This is a genomic window from Streptomyces sp. NPDC044719, from assembly GCF_056433405.1.
The window spans coordinates 113,313-131,598 of record NZ_JBWKHE010000009.1; the positions used below are offsets into that span (position 1 = coordinate 113,313).

General features: G+C 72.4%; 15 protein-coding genes. 8 read left to right on the forward strand and 7 right to left on the reverse strand.

What is annotated here, in order from left to right; all coding sequences use genetic code 11:
- Nucleotides 1–163 precede the first annotated feature (163 nt).
- Nucleotides 164–925 carry a YsnF/AvaK domain-containing protein gene (locus AC07DF_RS32420; protein WP_478979523.1) on the forward strand — a complete coding sequence of 254 codons (762 nt, stop codon included), beginning with the start codon at nucleotides 164–166 and terminating at the stop codon, nucleotides 923–925.
- An 81-nt stretch (nucleotides 926–1,006) separates the two neighbouring features.
- Here the strand turns inward: AC07DF_RS32420 and AC07DF_RS32425 are convergent, their stop codons facing one another.
- The 4 genes from AC07DF_RS32425 to AC07DF_RS32440 form a co-directional block, all read right to left on the reverse strand.
- The gene (locus AC07DF_RS32425; protein ID WP_478979526.1) at nucleotides 1,007–1,774 is read right to left on the reverse strand and encodes a sulfite exporter TauE/SafE family protein; all 768 of its coding nucleotides are present in this window, start codon (nucleotides 1,772–1,774) and stop codon (nucleotides 1,007–1,009) included.
- A gap of 213 nt (nucleotides 1,775–1,987) precedes the next feature.
- Complete coding sequence (locus AC07DF_RS32430; RefSeq protein ID WP_478980191.1) at nucleotides 1,988–3,985, reverse strand: DUF1996 domain-containing protein; 1,998 nt, start codon at nucleotides 3,983–3,985, stop codon at nucleotides 1,988–1,990.
- Nucleotides 3,986–4,249: 264 nt separating this feature from the next.
- A complete protein-coding gene (locus AC07DF_RS32435) occupies nucleotides 4,250–4,933 on the reverse strand; it encodes a lytic polysaccharide monooxygenase auxiliary activity family 9 protein (RefSeq protein ID WP_478979529.1) in 684 nt (227 codons plus the stop codon).
- Nucleotides 4,934–5,074: 141 nt separating this feature from the next.
- Nucleotides 5,075–5,707: a GNAT family N-acetyltransferase gene (locus tag AC07DF_RS32440; protein ID WP_478979532.1), complete on the reverse strand. Its 633-nt coding sequence runs from the start codon at nucleotides 5,705–5,707 to the stop codon at nucleotides 5,075–5,077.
- 103 nt (nucleotides 5,708–5,810) lie between these two features.
- Here AC07DF_RS32440 and AC07DF_RS32445 point away from each other — a divergent pair, with 103 nt between their 5' ends.
- Complete coding sequence (locus tag AC07DF_RS32445) at nucleotides 5,811–6,887, forward strand: YihY/virulence factor BrkB family protein (protein WP_478979535.1); 1,077 nt, start codon at nucleotides 5,811–5,813, stop codon at nucleotides 6,885–6,887.
- Nucleotides 6,888–6,892: 5 nt separating this feature from the next.
- On the opposite strand, the gene AC07DF_RS32450 is transcribed toward AC07DF_RS32445, so the two are convergent.
- Nucleotides 6,893–7,345 carry a flavodoxin family protein gene (locus AC07DF_RS32450; RefSeq protein ID WP_478979538.1) on the reverse strand — a complete coding sequence of 151 codons (453 nt, stop codon included), beginning with the start codon at nucleotides 7,343–7,345 and terminating at the stop codon, nucleotides 6,893–6,895.
- A 95-nt stretch (nucleotides 7,346–7,440) separates the two neighbouring features.
- Between AC07DF_RS32450 and AC07DF_RS32455 the strand changes: the two genes are divergently transcribed.
- Nucleotides 7,441–7,890, forward strand: coding sequence for an SRPBCC family protein (locus tag AC07DF_RS32455; RefSeq protein ID WP_382488663.1), 450 nt, complete (start codon nucleotides 7,441–7,443; stop codon nucleotides 7,888–7,890).
- Nucleotides 7,891–7,960: 70 nt separating this feature from the next.
- Here the strand turns inward: AC07DF_RS32455 and AC07DF_RS32460 are convergent, their stop codons facing one another.
- Both AC07DF_RS32460 and AC07DF_RS32465 read right to left on the reverse strand, forming a co-directional pair.
- Nucleotides 7,961–12,298, reverse strand: coding sequence for an HAD-IC family P-type ATPase (locus tag AC07DF_RS32460; protein ID WP_478979542.1), 4,338 nt, complete (start codon nucleotides 12,296–12,298; stop codon nucleotides 7,961–7,963).
- Between the two features lie 16 nt (nucleotides 12,299–12,314).
- Complete coding sequence (locus AC07DF_RS32465) at nucleotides 12,315–12,908, reverse strand: hypothetical protein (protein WP_478979545.1); 594 nt, start codon at nucleotides 12,906–12,908, stop codon at nucleotides 12,315–12,317.
- A 211-nt stretch (nucleotides 12,909–13,119) separates the two neighbouring features.
- Between AC07DF_RS32465 and AC07DF_RS32470 the strand changes: the two genes are divergently transcribed.
- From AC07DF_RS32470 to AC07DF_RS32490, 5 genes are all read left to right on the forward strand, one after another.
- Nucleotides 13,120–13,797: a nucleotidyltransferase family protein gene (locus AC07DF_RS32470; RefSeq protein ID WP_478979548.1), complete on the forward strand. Its 678-nt coding sequence runs from the start codon at nucleotides 13,120–13,122 to the stop codon at nucleotides 13,795–13,797.
- 10 nt (nucleotides 13,798–13,807) lie between these two features.
- Nucleotides 13,808–14,095: a BON domain-containing protein gene (locus tag AC07DF_RS32475; RefSeq protein ID WP_478979551.1), complete on the forward strand. Its 288-nt coding sequence runs from the start codon at nucleotides 13,808–13,810 to the stop codon at nucleotides 14,093–14,095.
- Nucleotides 14,092–14,856 carry a metallophosphoesterase family protein gene (locus AC07DF_RS32480; RefSeq protein WP_478979554.1) on the forward strand — a complete coding sequence of 255 codons (765 nt, stop codon included), beginning with the start codon at nucleotides 14,092–14,094 and terminating at the stop codon, nucleotides 14,854–14,856. Before AC07DF_RS32475 ends, AC07DF_RS32480 begins: the two co-directional genes overlap by 4 nt.
- A gap of 252 nt (nucleotides 14,857–15,108) precedes the next feature.
- Nucleotides 15,109–16,773 carry an alkaline phosphatase D family protein gene (locus tag AC07DF_RS32485; protein WP_478979557.1) on the forward strand — a complete coding sequence of 555 codons (1,665 nt, stop codon included), beginning with the start codon at nucleotides 15,109–15,111 and terminating at the stop codon, nucleotides 16,771–16,773.
- A gap of 144 nt (nucleotides 16,774–16,917) precedes the next feature.
- Entirely contained in the window at nucleotides 16,918–18,285 is a 1,368-nt protein-coding gene (locus tag AC07DF_RS32490; RefSeq protein WP_478979560.1) for an alpha-lytic protease prodomain-containing protein, read from the forward strand.
- Nucleotide 18,286: the final 1 nt, after the last annotated feature.

The window sequence follows — 18,286 nt, forward strand, 5'->3', positions numbered from 1 at the left end:
CCGTGCTCCACCGGTGCGGCCCAGCCAAGCCCCATGTCCACGGAGGCGATCGCAGTGACGTCACCCACCTCCGGGTCGACACGGGTGTGATCGCCCCGCTGCCCGCCCCGGCCGACCATGCGCGGCCGGGACCCGTCAAGTATCGATATTCAGGAGTCGCAGAATGATCGCCCGAGAGCAGATTCCCACCGTCCTGGACCACCCCGTCCATGACGCCAGCGGCGCCAAGATCGGCGATGCCAGGCACGTCTTCTTCGACGACGTCACCGGCGAGCCCGAGTGGGTCAGCGTACGGACCGGCCTGTTCGGCACCAGCGAGTCCTTCGTGCCCATCCACGACGCGACCGTCGTCGAGGACCACCTCGAAGTGCCGTACGCCAAGGACCAGGTCAAGGACGCGCCGAACGTCGACATAGACGCCGGCGGTCACCTCTCCGAGCAGGAGGAGGAGCGCCTGTACCAGTACTACGGCATCAACTGGGACGCCGCCTGGCAGGACGCGCCTTCCGGCACCGGCCAGGCCGCCGGTACCACCGACGACGCGATGACCCGGTCCGAGGAGGAGATGCACGTCGGTGTCGAACGCCGCGAGGCCGGCCGGGCCCGGCTGCGCAAGTACGTCGTCACCGAAGAGCAGCAGTACACCGTCCCCGTACGCCACGAAGAGGTCCGCGTCGAACGCGAGCCGATCAGCGACGCCAACCGCGACAGGGCGATGACCGGCCAGGACATCTCCGAGGCGGAGCACGACGTCACCCTCTACGAGGAAGAGCCCGTGGTGGAGACCAGGGCGGTACCGAAGGAGCGGGTGCGCCTGACCACCGAAGAGGTCGAGGAGGAGGAGACCGTCACCGGCGAGGTCCGCAAGGAACGCATCGAGACCGAGGGAACCGACGAGCAGGAGGACCAGCGGCGCCGCCCCTGAACTCCACCGGGCGCCCGGGCGGAAGGACCGACGAGCCTTCCCTCCCGGGCGCCCTGCGCCGTCGGCGAGGGGAGGGCGGGATCAGCGGAGCACCAGGTGCACGAGGGCGATGGTGCCGACCGACACGATCAGGGCCCGCAGGACGGCGGGGCTGAAGCGGCGGCCCGTTCTGGCTCCGATCAGGCCGCCCAGCGCCGATCCCGCGGCGATGAGCACGACGGCCGTCCAGTCGAAATGGGCGAAGAACAGGAACAGCAGGGCGGCGACTGTGTTGACGACGGCCGCGAGCACGTTCTTCACGGCGTTGAGCCGCTGGAGCGTCTCGTCGAGCAGCATGCCCATCAGGGAGACGTAGATGATGCCCTGCGCGGCGGAGAAGTAGCCGCCGTAGACGCTGGCGAGCGTCAGCCCCGTGAACAGCAGCGGACCGCCGTCGGCACGGGCGCGGCCGCCGGTACGGCGACGGCGGCGGCGCACCCACCCGGCGATGAGGGGCTGGCAGGCCACCAGGACCAGGGCGAGGCCGACCAGGGCCGGGACGATCCGCTCGAAGGCCGCGGCGGGCAGGGTCAGCAGCAGCACGGCGCCCGCGAGGCCGCCCAGCACGGCGGCGATGCCGAACAGGAGGACGCGCCGTCTCTGACCCCGTAGTTCCTCGCGATAGCCGATGACCGCGCTGATCGAGCCGGGAACCAGCCCGAGCCCGTTGGACACGGTCGCCGTGACCGGAGGCAGTCCGGTGGCGAGCAGCACCGGGAAGGTGATCAGCGTTCCCGAGCCGACGACGGCGTTGACGGCACCGGCGCCCGTACCGGCCGCGAACACGGCCGCCATCTCCCAGGGCGTCATGCCGCGACTCCGACGCCGGCGCCGCGTCCGGCGTTCCAGGTGCTGTCCATGGGATCACGCTAGAGGGTGCGCACTTCGGGGTTCGCCGAAGGGTGCCGGACGCCGGAGATCGAGCTGGTCCTACGTATCGCCCCGGCACGACACGAGGGAACGGCGGCGGGATCCGAGGAGGGTCCCGCCGCCGTTCCCGGGGCGCGTCAGGGCGTCGCCGTGTCAGCTGCGCCTGGCGCGGCGGAGGACCACGAAGCCCGCCATGACGAGTACGGCGCCTGCCGCGGCCGGCCAGAGCTGGGCGCCGGTCTCGGCCAGGCTGCCGCTGCCGACCGCCTGGGGCTCGGTCCGGGGCGGGGCGGCCGGGGTCGCGGCGGCGCTGGTCGCCGTGCCGACGGCCTGGGACTGGCCGAGACCGTCCGAGTCCTCGCCGCTGCCGTCCTTCGAGCCGCCCTGTTCACCGGACTTCGCCGAGGGCGTCGCGTACACCTCGGCCTCGTCGGCGGGCGAGTCGCTCGGCGCCGGCTCGGGGGCCGGCTTGTCCGTCGCCGGTGGCCTGGAAGCCTCGCCCTCTCCGTCCTCTCCGTCGTTGCCCGTGTCGCCCGGCTTGCCGCCGGCGTTGCCGTCCTGCGGGGCGTCCGGGGTGCGGGTGGGCTGCTCCTGCGGAGCCTCGGGGGTCTTCGTCGGCTCCTGACTCGGCTCCTCGCCCGCCCCGGGCTCCTCACTCGGCTCCTCACTCGGCTCCTCGCTCGGCTCCTCGCCCGGCTCTGCTCCCGCTCCGGCTCCGCACTTTCGGCCCTCGTTGATGCAGTCGACCATCTCCCCCATCAGGTCCTCGTCGAAGACGTTGATGAAGTCGCCGTGGTCCGTGACCGGCTTGTGCAGCTGCTCGGGGAAGGAGTCCACCGCGAACAGCGGTGTCGTACGGCCGCCGTCCCGCAGGCTCGGCGCGTCGACGTCGTAGACGATGCGCTGGACCAGCTGCGGGATCGGCCGGAAGCCGGACGGGCACGCGCCGGAGGCGTCGGCGAACGCCACGTGGGTGCGATGGTTGGCGCTGTCGATGTTGCGGCCGTCCCAGCAGCTCTGGAACTTGAACGAGCGCACGACGTCGCTGCCCTCAGGGCAGAGCGGGTACTTGTCCTTCAGCTGCCGGTCCTCGAAGCCGGTGCAGCTCCAGGAGGCGTTGGCGTTGGCCGTGCCGTTGACGAACGCCTTGGCGTCGCCGGTGATGATGCGCAGCAGCCGAGGCATGGCGGTGACCTTGTCGCGCGGGTTCCCCTCGAAGTTCAGGGTGACCTGCTTCGGCGTGACGATCGCGCCGGCGTTGCCCTCGATGCCGCCGCCGGGCGAGTTGGCGTCCTGCTCCTGGGTGCCGTTCTGCAGGCGCAGGACGGGCCAGTAGTAGGAGGACTTGTCGCCCTGGTCGTCGCAGCTGGTCTCGGCGTTCGCCAGGTCCTGGTCGCTGGCGAAGGCGTTGTTGGCCTGGTTGCCGACGTAGTCGTGGAAGTGGTGGGCGCCGTTGGTGACACCCGGGGCCGCGATGATGTTGTCGGAGTTGAAGAGGCCGTTCTCGTTCACGCCGCAACTGGTGGCGAAGGTGCCGCGGGAGGCGTCGCCCTGCTGGCGGGGGCTGTTCACATTGGGCTGGACGCTGGTGATGTCCGCGAAGTCGGCGGCGACCGGTCCGTTGCCCGCCTGTCCGCCGTTGTTGCCCTGTCCCTGCTCCTGGCCGTTTTCCTGCTCCTGGCCGCCTTGGTCCTGCTCCTCGCCGGGCTGCTCCTCGCCTTCGCCGGCCTGGCCCTCGCCCTGCTCGGGAGCCTGGTTGCCGGATTCCCGTACGGTGCAGGCGGCGAGGGCGTCGAGTCCCTCGGGGCGGTCGCCCACCCGGTCGATGGCGATGGCGATGCGCTCGAGGGTCGCGCCCCGCTTCTCCTTCAGCGGGTTCATGATCGCGTTGTCGGCGAAGCCGGAATCCTGCTGGATCTGCTGCGCCGATTCGCTCAGCCGCTGGTAGGCCTTGGCGATCTGCTCGTCCAGGAGGGCGAGTTCCTTGTCGACCTCCGTCCTCGCCTGCTCGGGGACCGAGGTCAGCTTGCTGCCGACGTCCGGGCAGTCGATGGTGGCGCCGGCGGTCCGCACCCCCGTACCGGACCGCGTCTGGGCGGACTCACCGCCCGAACCGCCGTCCGTGGCCGAGGCGTAGACGTTCGCCGCCATCAGGCCGCCTCCGCCCAGCATCAGCGCGACTGCGGCGAAGGTCGCGCGCCGTGGGCCTGTAGGGCGTCTTCGCGAATTGCGTGCCAAGGGTGCTCTCCTGCGCTTGAGGCGTGCCGGGCATGAAAATCCCCTCGCCCCATACGTGCGCGAGCACCGGAGCGTTCAGCCGCTCCTGAAATTCTTCGGGAACTCTCAGAAAGCCCGCCCGGCCGTACCCCGCCGGACTCGCCCCGTCCGGCGGGGTACGGCAGCCGCAGCCGCAGGTCAGCGGAAGTTCACGTCACTGCACAGGAAGTAGGTCTGGTCCATGTGCGACGCCTGCCAGATCGTGTAGACGACGTGCCGGCCGCTCAGCCCCGAAGTGCTCACCGGGATCTCGTAGTTCTGGCTGGGCGCGTACTTGCCGGTGCGGGTGACGAGCCGGAGGTCGTTCCAGGTCAGCGGCTGGGTGGCGGGGTTGAAGCCCTGCCGCGTGACGTACACCAGGAAGTAGTCGGCGCCATGGCTGGCCTGGTCGTAGAGCTTCACGGTGAAGTTGCCGCCGATGTCCGTCGTCTTCCAGGCGCCGACCGTGTCGAGGGAGTTGTACCGGCCGCCCTCGGTACGGCCGCCGCTGCACAGTTGGCCGTTGGGCACCACGGCCTGGAAGTTGCCGCCGGAGCCGTTGCGGTACAGGCCGTTCCAATTCCACATGGCGTTCGCGTCGCTCCGCCATGCCTGCCAGCACATGGGGTCCTGCTGGGCCATGGCGGGATTGAGGTGGTCGTTCCCCCAGCGCAGCCAGCAGCCGTAGTTGCGGGATGCCGGGTCGACGACCGAGCCGTGGGCGACTGCGGTGCCGCTCCATGGGATCAGGCTGAGCAGCGCGGCGACCAGCACGCTCAGGGCGAGCGTCAGACGGGACCTGACCGAACGGGCTTCTTTACGAGCATGACCATGACAATTCATGATCTCCTCTTTCGGATGTGGGGGTTGCGGTGCTTGCGGTGTGCCGTGCGTGGGGAGTGCGGGCGCGGCGTGGGAGCGCTCCCGCATTCCCACGCTGCGCCCGATGGCACCAGTCGGCAACACACGATTGCGCCACTTCCGTCAGAGCCGGTCGAGTTCGCTCGTGGTGCGTCCGAGGTAGGTGGCCGAGCCGGGCTCGGGCACCTTGATCTCGCGGAACCCCAGACGGTCGTAGAAGGCCCTGGCCTCGGTGTTGGCGGTTGCCATGGCCAGATGGACGGCCGGCACTCCCCTGTCCTGAAGGGCCCCTAGGAGCGTCCGCATCAGGCGGCGTCCGTGGCCCCGGCCCTGCCAGCCTGGCAGCAGGTCGATGTGCAGATGCGCGGGATACGCGGCCAGTTCGGGCAGCACCATTCGTTCCGGGTGGTGCAGCAGATGAGCCATCTCCTCGTCCGGGGTGCGTGGCGGCTCGGGCGGTTCCGGGTAGTGGCCGGCGACGAGGGGCAGCCATGTCGTGCGGAACTCCGCAGCGAAGCGCGGGGTGTCGGCGGCGCCGAGGATGTAGCCGACCGCCCGCCCCTGGCCGTCGTCCAGGACGAAGGCCAGTCCCGGCTCCAGACGGACGTAGGGAGCCGCGAAGGTCACCGGGAAGATGCCCGGGTCCGCGTAGTGGGGGCGGCTGTCCTGGCCTGCGTGCGCGGTGCGGATACAGATGTCGTCGAGGGCCGGACGGTCCTCGGGGCGGTACGGGCGGATGGCGGGGGACGCGGTCATGGCGGCATCGTGCACGGTGTGGGAGCGCTCCCTCAACCCGCTGTGGCGAGGGCGGCGACCTGCGGCTCGGCTTAAGGGCCCGGACCGGGGTTACCCGGCCCACATGGTGAAGCTGCATATTCCGGGACGAAAAGAACATCACGAGAGCGAGACCGCGCCCTCGGAGCCGTCGGAGAGCCCTCCGCCGGCGCCCGAGGCGGCCGGGCCGGGGCCCGAGGTGGAGCGTGCGGCGCCCGACACGCCGAGTGAGCTGCCCCGGACGTCGTGGGGCGCGGTGCTGAAGGGGAGCGTGCGGGAGTTCAAGAAGGACGAGCTGACCGACCGGGCGGCGGCGCTGACGTACTACACGGTGCTGGCGATGTTCCCGGCGCTGCTCGTCCTGGTGTCGCTGCTGGGGATCACCGGCAAATCCACCACGGACAAGGTGCTCGAGAACATCCAGCAGTTCGCTCCCGGCGCGGCGCGGGACATCATCACCCGCGCCGTCGAGCAGTTGCAGGGCAACGCCGGTGTCGGCTCACTGATGGCGATCGTCGGTCTGCTCCTGGCGGTGTGGTCGGCCTCCGGCTACGTGGCGGCGTTCATCCGCTCCGCCAACGCCGTCTACGACATGCCCGAAGGGCGGCCGGTGTGGAAGGTGCTGCCGGTGCGGGTGGGGGTGACGGTGGTGCTGATGGTGCTGGCCACGATGAGCGCGCTGATCGTGGTCTTCACGGGCGGGCTGGCCCGTCAGGCCGGGACGACCCTGGGCATCGGCGACACCGCGCTGACCGTGTGGTCGTTCGCCAAGTGGCCCGTTCTCGTCGTGCTGGTCACGATCATGATCGCGATCCTGTACTGGGCGACCCCGAACGCCAAGGTGAAGGGATTCCGCTGGGTCACACCGGGCAGTGTGCTGGCCCTGCTGATCTGGCTGGCCGCGTCGGCGGGCTTCGCCGTGTACGTGGCCAACTTCGCCTCGTACAACAAGACCTACGGCACGATGGCCGGTGTCATCGTCTTCCTGGTGTGGCTGTGGATCACCAACCTGGCGATCCTGCTGGGCCTGGAGTTCGACGCGGAGACGGTACGGCAGCGGGCCGTCGCCGGTGGGCATCCGCCCGAGGACGAGCCGTACACCCAGCCGCGTGACACCCGTGCGTGGGACGAGGAGGACCGGCGCCGGGTGGAGAAGACCTGACCCGGTCAGCCCATGAGTCCCGCGGCGACCGTCGCGCCCAGTTCCCAGCACCGCTCGATGTCGCCCTTGTCCGGCTCGCCGGTGACGGTCACGGCCGCGGCGGCGCGGCGCCAGCCGAGGCCCGTCGTGATGGACTCGATGCCCCGCACCGCTCCGGTCACGTCGTTCCCGCCGTGCACGTAGAACCCGAAGGGCCGGCCGCGCGTCGCGTCCAGGCACGGGTAGTAGACCTGGTCGAAGAAGTGCTTGAGGGCGCCCGACATGTAGCCGAGGTTCGCGGGGGTGCCGAGGATGCAGCCGTCGGCCGCGAGGACGTCGGAGGCGGTGGCGGACAGCGCGGGCAGGCGTACGACCCGGACGTCCTCGATCTCGGGGTCCGTCGCCCCGGAGACGACGGCTTCGAACATCGCCTGGCAGTTGGGCGAGGGCGTGTGATGGACGATCAGCAAGGTGGCCACGGCACCCGACCTTACAAGTCGTCCGGAGCAGGAGTGGTCGGCGCGGGATCTGGTACCCGTCCGTCGCTCTCCGTACGAGAAAGGGAGGTACCGCCTTGTCACAGGTAGAGGAATCCATCGAGGTCCGCGTCCCGGTGCACACCGCGTACAACCAGTGGACCCAGTTCGAGGACTTTCCCCAGTTCATGGAGGGTGTCGAGCGCATCGAGCAGCGCACCGACACGCTGACGCACTGGGTGACGAAGGTCGGCGGCCAGGAGCGGGAGTTCGACGCGGAGATCACCGAGCAGGTTCCCGACGAGCGCGTCGCCTGGACGACGGTGGGCGGGGAGGCCAGGCAGGCCGGTGTGGTCACCTTCCACCGCATCCAGGACGACACGACCAAGGTCATGCTGCAGCTGGAGTTCGATCCCGTCGGGCTGACCGAGACCGTGGGCGACAAGCTCGGGTTCGTCAAGCGGCAGGTCTCGGGTGACCTGCGGCGGTTCAAGCAGTTCATGGAGGCCCGGGGTTCGGAGACGGGCGCTTGGCGCGGCGCGGTCTGAACCGGCGACAGCGGGCGGCCGCCACCACTGCACGCGGTGGCGGCCGCTTTCTGCCGTGCGTGCCCGCCCGCTACGCCACCACCGGCCGGGCGATCCCGCTCTGCAGCAGTTCCCGGGCCTGCTGGGTCAGGTCGCCCAGGCGCAGGGCGAAGCGGGTCAGGGCCTCGTAGAGCAGATGGACGGCACGGAGGCGTTCCAGGCGCGGGGCCAGGGCCGAAAGGGCGATGGCCGCGGCCACGCCCGCCCAGGCCACCGGGCCGAGCGGGGTGCAGCCGAAGAAGTGGCTGACGCCGGGAGTCTGGACGAGCGCGGCGAGTACGGCGGCCGAGCCGAGGGCCGTCACCCACACCAGCGTGCTGTGGCGGCGGCCGGAGAGGGTCTGCACGAGTTGGGCGCCGACGACACCGCACAGGGCCATGGTGGTGGACCGGCGTTCGGTGCCCGGGGTGAGGCGGCCGATGAGGTACGCCGTGACCGCGCCGAGGCAGGTGGTGATGCCCCGGCGCCGGATGGAGCGCAGCAGCGGGGCGCCGAGGACGCCCAGGCCCATCGGGCCGGTCGCGGCGTGCTCCGCCGTCGAGGGGTCGTCGCTCGGCGTGACCGCCACGGCCATGGCCGGGAACATGTCGGTGAGCAGGTTGACCAGCAGCAGCTGACGTGTCGACAGGGGTGAGGCGCCGGCGAGCAGGGTGCCGAGGACACTGAAGCCGACCTCGCCGGCGTTGCCGCCGATGAGGATGCTCACCGCGTCGGCGACGCTGCGCCACAGGGCGCGGCCCTCGGCGACCGCGTCGACGAGGACGGACAGGTCGCCCGTGGTGAGCACGAGGTCGGCGGCGTTGCGGGCGGCCGCGGAGCCGCGGGACTCGACGCCGACCCCGACGTCGGCGGCGCGGATGGCGGCGGCGTCGTTGGCACCGTCGCCGGCCATCGCCACCACCCGTCCGGCCTGTTGCAGGGCCTCGACGACGTGCAGCTTCTGCTCGGGTGCGACCCGGGCGATGACGCCCGCGCCGCGCAGGACCCGGACACGCTCGCGGCGTTCCATGGCCACGAGTTCGTCGCCGGTCACCGCCTCGGTCTCCTCCGGCCAGCCCAGTTGCAGGGCGATGGCGCGGGCGGTCTCGGGGTGGTCGCCGGTGAGCATGACGGGCAGGATGCCGGAGCGGCGGAGTTCCGCGAGCAGGGCGTGCGAGGTGTCGCGCGGGACGTCGGCGAGGGCGACGAAACCGCTGAACTCCAGGTCCGCCAGCGGCGCGTCGAGTTCGGCCTCGGCGTCGTCGGCCCGGCAGGGGCGCCGGGCGACGGCGAGGACACGCAGCCCCTTTCCCGCCAGCTCGTGGGCGGTGTCGGTCGCGTGGCCGGGAAGGTCCCGGCAGGCCGGCAGGATCGTCTCCGGGGCGCCCTTGACGACGAGGAGTTCACCGAAGTCCGGGTCGCCGTCGCGGCCGACCGCCGCGGCGTAGCCCCGCCGTGTCTCGAAGGGCAGCTCGCCGGTCGGGTCCCAGCCCTCGTCGGGCGGGGCGACGTCGAGGACGGCCTCGTCGGTGGCGTGCGCGACACGACGGCCCTCTCCCGTCTCCTCCTGCGGGCAGGCGCGCGCGGCCAGGCGCACGACGGGCAGGGCCTGTTCGGTGCCGGTCTCGAGGACGGTGCCGTCGGCGGTGGCGACCCGGACCAGTCGCAGTTTGTTCTCGGTGAGGGTGCCGGTCTTGTCGAAGCAGACGGTGTCGACCCGCCCGAGCGCCTCCAGGGTGCGCGGGGTGCGGACCAGGACGCCGCGCCGGGACAGCCGCCGGGCGGCCGCCATCTGCGCGACGGTGGCGACGAGCGGGAGTCCTTCCGGCACGGCGGCGACGGCGACCGCGACACCGCCGCTGACGGCGCGTCGTACGGGACTGCCGCGCAGCAGGGACAGTCCGGTCACGGCGGCGCCGCCCGTGAAGGTCACGGGCAGGGCCTTGCGGGTCAGTTCCTGCAAGCGGGCCTGGACGCCGGCGGGCGGCGGGGTGCGGGAGGCGAGTGTGACGGCACGGCCCGCCTCGGTCTGGTCGCCGGTGTCGACGACGAGCGCGGTGGCGCGTCCGGCCACGACGGTCGTGCCCTCGAACACCATGCAGGTGCGCTGGCCCACCGGCAGTCCGGGCGTGGCGTCGACGGCCTTGGTCACCGGCAGGGACTCGCCGGTGAGTGCCGACTCGTCGACCTCGAGACCGTCGACCTCCAGCAGCCGGGCGTCGGCGGGTACGACGTCGCCGGCATCGAGGCTGATCTCGTCGCCGGGCCGCAGCCGGGCGGCGTCGACGGTGACGGTGCGCCGGCGCCTGTCCTGCTTGCGGGCCTTGGGCTGCTGCCGGGCGGCCAGCCGGGCCAGTGCCTGTTCGGCGCGCAGCCGCTGGAGTCCGCCCGTCACGGCGTTCAGGTCCATGGCACCCACGACCAGCAGGGCGTCGACGACCGAGCCGAGCAGCGCGGAGGCGACGGCGCCCGTGGCCAGGACGGGGGTGAGCGGATCGTCGAGTTCGCGGCGTACGGCACCGGCCGCCTGCCACGTCCAGCGGGCGGGGGTCACGGCCGGGTGGCGGATCAGGCGTCCGGCCTGCTGTCGTGAGCGGTCGGCGAGCAGGGCGAGTCCGCGGGGCTCGTCGTCGCGTCGGTTGCGTCCCAGCCGCTCACGGGCCTCGTGCGGCTCCAGGGCGTGCCAGGGGATGTGCAGTCGTGGCGGAGGCGGGGTGGCCCGGGCCACCCGGACGGCCGCGAGCCAGCCGTTGAGCAGGGCGCTGGCGGCGGCGATGTTGACGGGGGCGTGCCGGGTGAGGGGCCACATGCCGAGTCGGCCCAGGCGCTGTCCGCCGCGGGCGACCAGGAGCCCCGACAGGGCGGCGCCCGCGCGGGCCAGTGTCTGGGACCGGCGTCCGACGCGCCGGGCCGCGGGGATCGCGGTCAGCAGCCGCCAGACGTCGGCGAGGCCGCCCGGGGCCAGTGCGTCGACGCCCCAGGAGACGGCGGCCCGTCCGTCGGCGAGGGCGATGGCCACGTCGCCCGCGGGCAGTCCTTCCGCCACGTGCCCGTCGCCGGACGCCCTGAGGCGGGCGACGGTCACCACCACGTGCCCGTCCTGCTGCAAGGCCCGTACGACGTCGCCGAACGGTTTCGCGCCCGGGGCGACCTCGTCGGCGAGCCGGGTGATGTCCTTCAGGTCGGAGCCACCGGCGATCACGACGTGCAGTCCCGCCCTGCGGGCGGCGTCGAGGACGGCCTCGGCGAAGGGGTGGACCGGGTCGTCGGGCAGCCCGTCGCCGTCGCCTTCGGTGTCCTCCCGCCTGCTGCGCAGGGCATCGGCGTGCAGGACCAGGGCGTCGGCGATCTCCAGCTGCCGCAGGCGCTCCCCGTTGCGCAGGAGGATCCCGGCGTGGGCGAGGAAGGTGCCGAGGGTGGCGCCGAAGGCTGCTGGTCCGTACCGGGCCGCCTTCGGGGATCCCGCGAGGATCGCTTCGGCCGCGTCGCTCGCCCTGTGCGTGACGAGGAGGGTGGCGGCGGCGCCGGCGACGCTGCCCGTGCTGGCGTGGGAGGCGTACTCCGCGGCGGGCGTCACCTTGAGCGGCGGCCGGGTGTCCGGCGGGCAGGGCAGGCTGGTGCGCCGTTCGTGGAGGATGTCGTCGTGCAGTGCCTCGAAGGCCGCGGCCCTGGCCACGGCCTCCGTCAGCTGGGTGCCGCGCAGCACGCCGTCGAGCAGGAGCGCCAGCGGGGTCTGGCCGGCGCCGTGTGCGGCGGCGTTGGCGGCGGCGAGGACGAGTTCCATGCCGGAGCCGCCGAAGCGGTCCCGGAGCAGGGCGCGGAAGCGGGGGTTCTCGCGCAGCAGGGTGACGGTGGCGGTGATGACGCGTGAGGTGGGCGGCAGGCGCAGGGACCGGCCGGCCAGGGCACCGGCCGCGCCGGCGACGTCCAGCAGGATCGCCGCCGCGGTGACGCGCACCTCGGTGGGGTCGCCGGGGTGACTGGTGTCCCGGGCGTTCGGGTCGGCGCCCTCCTCCAGGCCGAAACGGGCGGCGAGTGCGGTGGCCCGCTCGGTGACCCGGTCGGTGGCGGCCTCCTCGGCCACGGTGATCACCATGCGGGACAGCCCCTCGTCCCAGTACGCCATGAGGACGTCCGGGTGGTCGAGCAGTTCCCCGGCCAGCTCGCGGGCGAGCGTGCCGGCCCCGCCGTCGGAGCGCCGCAGAGCGAGGTGGACGTACTGCCCGGCCTTCCAGTGCTGTTGGCCGGTCAGAGCGTTGCGCGCGACGTTGCGCACGCGCCGCGTGGTGTCGTAGACGGACGTCATGCCCTGGGCGGTGCCGCGGACGGCCCCTGCGGCCGCCCCGGCCACGGCCCCGACGAGCGGGGCGACGTCGAAGCGTGTGAGCATCTGCCGATGTCCTGACTCAGCCGGCGGACCGGCTGTCGTGTCCCTGTGGGTGAGCGTGTTCCCGGTCCGGTTCCTCGCCGTGCGCTTCGTGGTGGGCGGTGGCCTCGGCGACCTGCTTCAGCGCTGAGGCGGTGGCGGTGTCGCCCACCTTGGCGGGCTGTTCGTGGACGTGCTGTTCGGGCCGGTCGTGGCGGTCGTGCCGGTAGTGGGACGCGGCGAGCCTGCCGCCGGGGCCGTACGCGGAGGTGTCCTGGTCGTCCGGCGTGTCCTGGGTACCGGTGCCCTCGCGGCGTTCACCGGCCCGGGCGGTCCGCGTGCCGCCGTTCGGTGACGCGCCGTCGGGTTCCTGTCCGGGCCGGGGCCGGGTCAGCCAGGCGACGGCGGCGCCGGTCAGCGCCACCGGCCACTCCACCACTCCGGCCACACCGAGCACACCGGCACCGGCGTAGACGGCCATCCGGCGGCCGCGCGGCGACACCGCGCCGACCTTGTCCAGGGCTCCTCCGGCCACCTTGCCCACCTGCTCCGCACCCGGCAGATGCCTGAGGCCCGAGGCTACGGCCCGCAACGGCTGCGGAAGATCAGACGAACGTGATGTCTCCTGGTTCATGTCGACCTCCACGGGCGCGTTTTTTATCCGGCTTCAACCGGTTCTCCAGCTTCTCGCCCCATATTCCGTCGTCGACGGTGTGAGCGCTTGTCTTGTTCGGCCGGAGCAGGCAGTCGCAGCCTTCCGTGTCGGCACGGGCGCGCTGGGTACTCAGAGCGGGCACGCGGGCCCGTGAGGCGGCGGAGTGTCCGGTTCGGCGAAGGGAGTGGTCATGACGGAGAACGGTGATGACGCGACGCTCGTCCGGCGGCCGGGTACGCCCGACCTCCGACTGGCTCCGGACCGGACCGAGCCCGCGCCGCCCCAGGACCCGCAGGCCGGCGAGCCGCCGCACGAACTGCCCCTGGACCGCAACCAGGCGATTCTGGAGGCGGCCAAGCAGGTCGGTTCCCTGCTGAAGCGGAAGGGACATCTCTTCGCACTGGCCGGGAGTGTGGCGGCCTACGCGCACGGAGGCGAGAAGAACCTCCAGCACGACGTCGACTTCGCCATCCGCCCCGAGGACGCCGAGGCGGTGGCGGTCACGCTCCGGGACGCGGGACTGACCGTCTACACACCACCGGAGGACTGGCTGATCAAGGCGACGTGTTTCGGCCAGCCCGTCGACATCATCTTCGAGCTGGCGGACCGGCCGGTCGGCGCGGACATGCTGAAGCGGGCGGAGGAGATCTCCGTCGACTCGGTGCGCATGCCCGTGCTGGCCCCGACGGACCTGCTGTGGAGCCTGGCCGCCGCCTTCTCCGAGCACCACTGCGACTTCGGCGCCGCCCTTCCCATCGCGCGTGCCCTGCGGGAGAAGGTCGACTGGGAGCGGGTGCGGCGGGAGTGCGGGGACGCGCCCATGCCCGCCGCATTCTTCTTCCTCCTGGAGCGCCTCAACGTCATCTGAAGGAGCACCCATGAGCACCCACGGTTCCCAGGAGCCGGGCGGCGCGCCGCCGGCACAGAGCCTGGACTACCGCATCGCCCACCTCCAGGACCGGCTCGCCTCCGGCGAACTCGGTGAACTGGGCGTACGGGCCGAGGCCCGCGGCGGGACGGTGCTGCTCACCGGCACCGTACCCTCGGCCCCCTGCCGCGACGAGATCCTGCGCACCGCCCTCGAGGAGCTCGCCGGAATACCGGTGCACAGCGACCTCGTGGTCACCGAGGCGTCCTCCCCCGACCACGCGGAGGAACTCTCATGATCCGCATCGCAGCCGTCGGAGACATCCACATGGGGCCCGACAGCCAGGGCCTGCTCCGCCCCGCGTTCGAGACCCTGCCCGAGTGCGCCGACCTCCTGCTGCTGGCCGGGGACCTCACCCGGCACGGCACTTTGGAGGAGGCCCGGGTGGTGGCTCGGGAGATCCAGGGCCTCGGGGTGCCGGTGGTCGCCGTCCTGGGCAATCACGACCATCACGACGACAAGCCCGACGAGGTCACGGCCGTGCTCAGGGAGGCCGGAGCCCATGTCCTCGAGGGGCAGGGGACGGTCGTGCGGTGCGGCGGGGCGCGGATCGGCGTGGCCGGCACCAAGGGGTTCGGCGGCGGCTTCGTCGGCCGCTGCGCCGGGGAGTTCGGCGAGCCGGTCATGAAGGAGTTCGTCAGGCACTCGCGCCGCTGCGCCGACGGCCTGCGGGCGTCCCTGGAGCAGCTCGGCGAGGAGGGCTGCGACGCGCGGATAGCCCTGACGCACTACTCCCCCGTCCCGGACACGCTGGCGGGCGAACCGCTGGAGATCTATCCCTTCCTGGGCAGCTATCTGCTGGCCGAGGCGATCGACACGGCCGGCGCCGATCTCGCGGTGCACGGGCACGCCCACGCCGGCACGGAGCACGGCATGACGAGCGGCGGCATACGGGTGCGCAATGTCGCCCAGCCGGTCATCGGGCGGGCGTTCCACGTCTACCACCTGCCGGTCGCTGATCACGCGACCACCGGTGCCGCCGCCCAGGCAGCCCGCTAGCTCCCCGGGGCCCCTGTCGGCTCCCCCCCTGCCCCTTCACTCTCCGCCGCCGGCCGACGCCGGCGGCGTTTTCCGTGTTCCACGACAGGTGACGCGAGGTGCCGTTCCCGTACCGCCTCTGGTGTGAACGCCCCGCAGGTCGCGCCCGCTTCAGGCATTTTGTCTGCTTAGCATGCATGCTCCGCGCTCCCCACGTCGGCGATGCCCCACGCGTCCGTCCGGGGCGCCCTGCCCCGTACGAGAGGACACCAGATGGCGCTGACGGGCCGTCGAAGAGCACCGTCCGAGCATGCCTTCTCGCCGCACGACGCCGTATTGCGCACCGCGGCGCCGCACGTCGCCCGCCGCCGCTTCCTGACCGTCACCGCGGCGGCGGCGATGCTCGCCTTCAGCACCAACCGGCCGGCCCGCGGCGCCGCCGCCGCTCCGGAACGCGACGCCGCCCGGGTCTCCGACGACCCCTTCACCCTCGGCGTGGCCTCCGGCGATCCGCTGCCCGACTCGGTGCTGATCTGGACGCGACTGGCCCCCGAGCCGTTCACCGCGGACGGCGGCCTGGGCCAGGAGCGGGTCGCCGTCTCCTGGGAGGTGGCCGTGGACGAGTGGTTCGCGCTCGTCGAGCAGCGGGGTGTCGCCACGGCGCATCCCGAGTACGCCCACAGCGTGCACGTCGATGTCAAAGGCCTGAGGGCGAACAGCCACTACTACTACCGGTTCCGGGTGGGCAGCTGGATCAGCCCCACGGGCCGGACCCGTACGGCACCGGCCGCGGGCAGCGCCACCGCCGGCATGCGGCTGGCCGCCGTGGCCTGCCAGGCCTACCAGGACGGCTACTACACGGCCCACCGGCATCTGGCGGAGGAGGACGTCGACGTGGTGTTCCACCTCGGCGACTACCTGTACGAGTACCCGGTGGACTCAGCCGGCGGGGCCCGCCGCTACAGCGACCGCAAGCTGCCCGACGTGTTCAACCGCGAGACGATCACCCTCGCCGACTACCGGCTGCGCTACGCGCTCTACAAGAACGACCCGGACCTGCGGGCCGCGCACGCCCGGCACCCGTTCCTCGTCACCTGGGACGACCACGAGACGGAGAACAACTACGCGGGCGGCTTCGACGAGAACGGCACCTCCCCGGACCAGTTCCTGGCACGACGCGCGGCCGCCTACCGGGCCTACTGGGAGAACCAGCCGCTGCGCGCCGAGCAGCTGCCGCAGGGCCCCGACGCCCGGCTGTACCGCCGGCTGGCCTGGGGGTCACTCGTCCAGTTCGACCTGCTCGACACCCGCCAGTACCGCTCCGACCAGGCCTACGACGACCGGCCGCACGCGCCGGGCACCGAGTCGGACGACCCGGCCCGCACCCTGACCGGCGCCGCTCAGGAACGCTGGCTGCTGGACGGCTGGCGGAACTCCTCCGCGCTGTGGCACGTGATGCCGCAGCAGGTGTGCTTCTCCCAGCGCAAGTTCGACGTGACCGGGCCGGCCCGGGTCTCCATGGACGCCTGGGACGGCTACCGCGCCTCCCGCGACCGGGTCACGGCGGGCGCGCAGGCCGCGGGCATCGACAACTGGATGGTCCTCACCGGCGACGTCCACGTCGGATACGCCTTCGACATCAAGGACGACTTCGACGACCCGCGGTCGAAGACGCTGGGCACGGAGTTCACCTGCACCTCCATCTCCAGCGGCGGCAACGGGACCGAGAAGCCCGACAACTGGGACACCTACCTGCGGGCCAACCCCCACATGAAGTACTACGACGGGCGGCGCGGCTACGTCCGGGTGGAGCTGGGCCGCGCGAACGCCCAGGTCGACTTCCGGACCGTCCCGTCCATCACGCAGCCCGGAGGCCCCGTCTCGACGACCGCGTCCTTCGTCACGGAGGTGGGTTCGCCCGGCCTGAAGTCCGCGTGACACGCCCGGCGACCGCAGTACTGCACTTGGCGCCCTTCCCCGCGCCCAAGCGCGAACCGGGGCGGACCGGGACATCACTCCGGGCCGTTGCGGCAAGGCCTATGGCTTGCGGCAGTTCCACCGTGATCGAAGGAGACACATCGCATGGTCCACAGACACGCCGTGACCGGCCGCCGGGCGGCCCTGACCGCACTCGGCCTGCTCGTCGCCACCGGGCTCCCCTCCGCCGTGGCGGCCGAGCCGACGCCCCCCGCGGGTCCGCTGCCCTCGGCCGCCCAGACCCTCGGCGCCGACCGGCCGTCGGCTCAGGTGCTGCGCGCTCTGGAGCGCGACCTCGGGCTGACACCGGCCCAGGCGTCCCGGCGGCTGGTCAACGAGGCGGAGGCGGGCACCCGGGCGGGGCGGCTGCGCAACGCCCTGGGCAGCCGCTTCGGCGGGGCCTGGCTGCGCGGTACGACAGCGCAGGAGCTCGTGGTGGCGACCACCAACACCGCCGACGTGCCCGCCATCAAGGCCCAGGGGGCCAAGGCCGCCGTCGTGAAGAAGACGCTCCGGGACCTGCAGGCGGCGAAGAGGAAGCTGGACGGGGCAGCGGCCCGTGCCAACACCCGGGACACGCCCCTGTGGTACGTCGACATCCCGGCGAACCGAGTCGTGGTGCAGGCCCGGAGCAAGGCCGCGGCCGCAGCGTTCGTCAAGGCCGCGGGCCTCGATGCCAAGAGCGTGGGCGTCACGGTGACGGCGGACCGGCCGCGCCTCCTGGCGGACATCACCGGCGGCGATCCCTACTACATCAACGGCAGCGCCCGCTGCTCGATCGGCTTCTCCGTCACCAAGGGCGAGCAGCAGGGCTTCGCCTCGGCCGGCCACTGCGGCAAGAAGGGCGCCACGACGACCGGGTTCAACCAGGCGGAGCAGGGCACGTTCCAGGCCTCCACGTTCCCCGGCAAGGACATGTCGTGGGTGGCCGTCAACGACCAGTGGACGACCACGGCGAACGTGAAGGTCGAAGGTGAGCAGAAGGTGCAGGTCACCGGCTCGGTCCAGGCGCTCGTCGGGGCCGCCGTCTGCCGCTCCGGCTCCACCTCCGGGTGGCACTGCGGCAAGATCGAGCAGCACGACGCCAGTGTCAGCTACGCCGAGGGCCGGGTGGACGGGCTGACCCGGACGACGGTGTGCGCCGAGCCGGGCGACTCCGGCGGGCCCTACGTGGCGGGCGTCCAGGCGCAGGGCGTGACCTCCGGTGGCACGGGCGACTGCAAGAGCCGGGGCACGACCTTCTTCCAGCCGATCAACGCGCTCCTCAGCGACTTCGGCCTCACTCTGAAGACCGCGGTCGCCGAAGCCGCGGCGCCGCAGGGCAACGTCGCGCAGACCTGGGCCGCCGGCCGTGTCTACGAGGCCGGCGTCACGGTGAGTCACGCCGGGGTGCGCTACCGGTGCCTGCAGACCCACCAGGCCCAGGGCCCGTGGGCGCCCACCCGCACCCCGGCCCTGTGGCAGCGGGTGTGAC

Coding starts and splice junctions, on each gene's coding strand:
- AC07DF_RS32420 (WP_478979523.1), top strand. CDS start 164: ATGATCGCCCGAGAGCAGATTCCCACCGTCCTGGACCACCCCGTCCAT.
- AC07DF_RS32425 (WP_478979526.1), bottom strand. CDS start 1,774: ATGACGCCCTGGGAGATGGCGGCCGTGTTCGCGGCCGGTACGGGCGCC.
- AC07DF_RS32430 (WP_478980191.1), bottom strand. CDS start 3,985: ATGGCGGCGAACGTCTACGCCTCGGCCACGGACGGCGGTTCGGGCGGT.
- AC07DF_RS32435 (WP_478979529.1), bottom strand. CDS start 4,933: ATGAATTGTCATGGTCATGCTCGTAAAGAAGCCCGTTCGGTCAGGTCC.
- AC07DF_RS32440 (WP_478979532.1), bottom strand. CDS start 5,707: ATGACCGCGTCCCCCGCCATCCGCCCGTACCGCCCCGAGGACCGTCCG.
- AC07DF_RS32445 (WP_478979535.1), top strand. CDS start 5,811: ATGGTGAAGCTGCATATTCCGGGACGAAAAGAACATCACGAGAGCGAG.
- AC07DF_RS32460 (WP_478979542.1), bottom strand. CDS start 12,298: ATGCTCACACGCTTCGACGTCGCCCCGCTCGTCGGGGCCGTGGCCGGG.
- AC07DF_RS32465 (WP_478979545.1), bottom strand. CDS start 12,908: ATGAACCAGGAGACATCACGTTCGTCTGATCTTCCGCAGCCGTTGCGG.
- AC07DF_RS32470 (WP_478979548.1), top strand. CDS start 13,120: ATGACGGAGAACGGTGATGACGCGACGCTCGTCCGGCGGCCGGGTACG.
- AC07DF_RS32475 (WP_478979551.1), top strand. CDS start 13,808: ATGAGCACCCACGGTTCCCAGGAGCCGGGCGGCGCGCCGCCGGCACAG.
- AC07DF_RS32480 (WP_478979554.1), top strand. CDS start 14,092: ATGATCCGCATCGCAGCCGTCGGAGACATCCACATGGGGCCCGACAGC.
- AC07DF_RS32485 (WP_478979557.1), top strand. CDS start 15,109: ATGGCGCTGACGGGCCGTCGAAGAGCACCGTCCGAGCATGCCTTCTCG.
- AC07DF_RS32490 (WP_478979560.1), top strand. CDS start 16,918: ATGGTCCACAGACACGCCGTGACCGGCCGCCGGGCGGCCCTGACCGCA.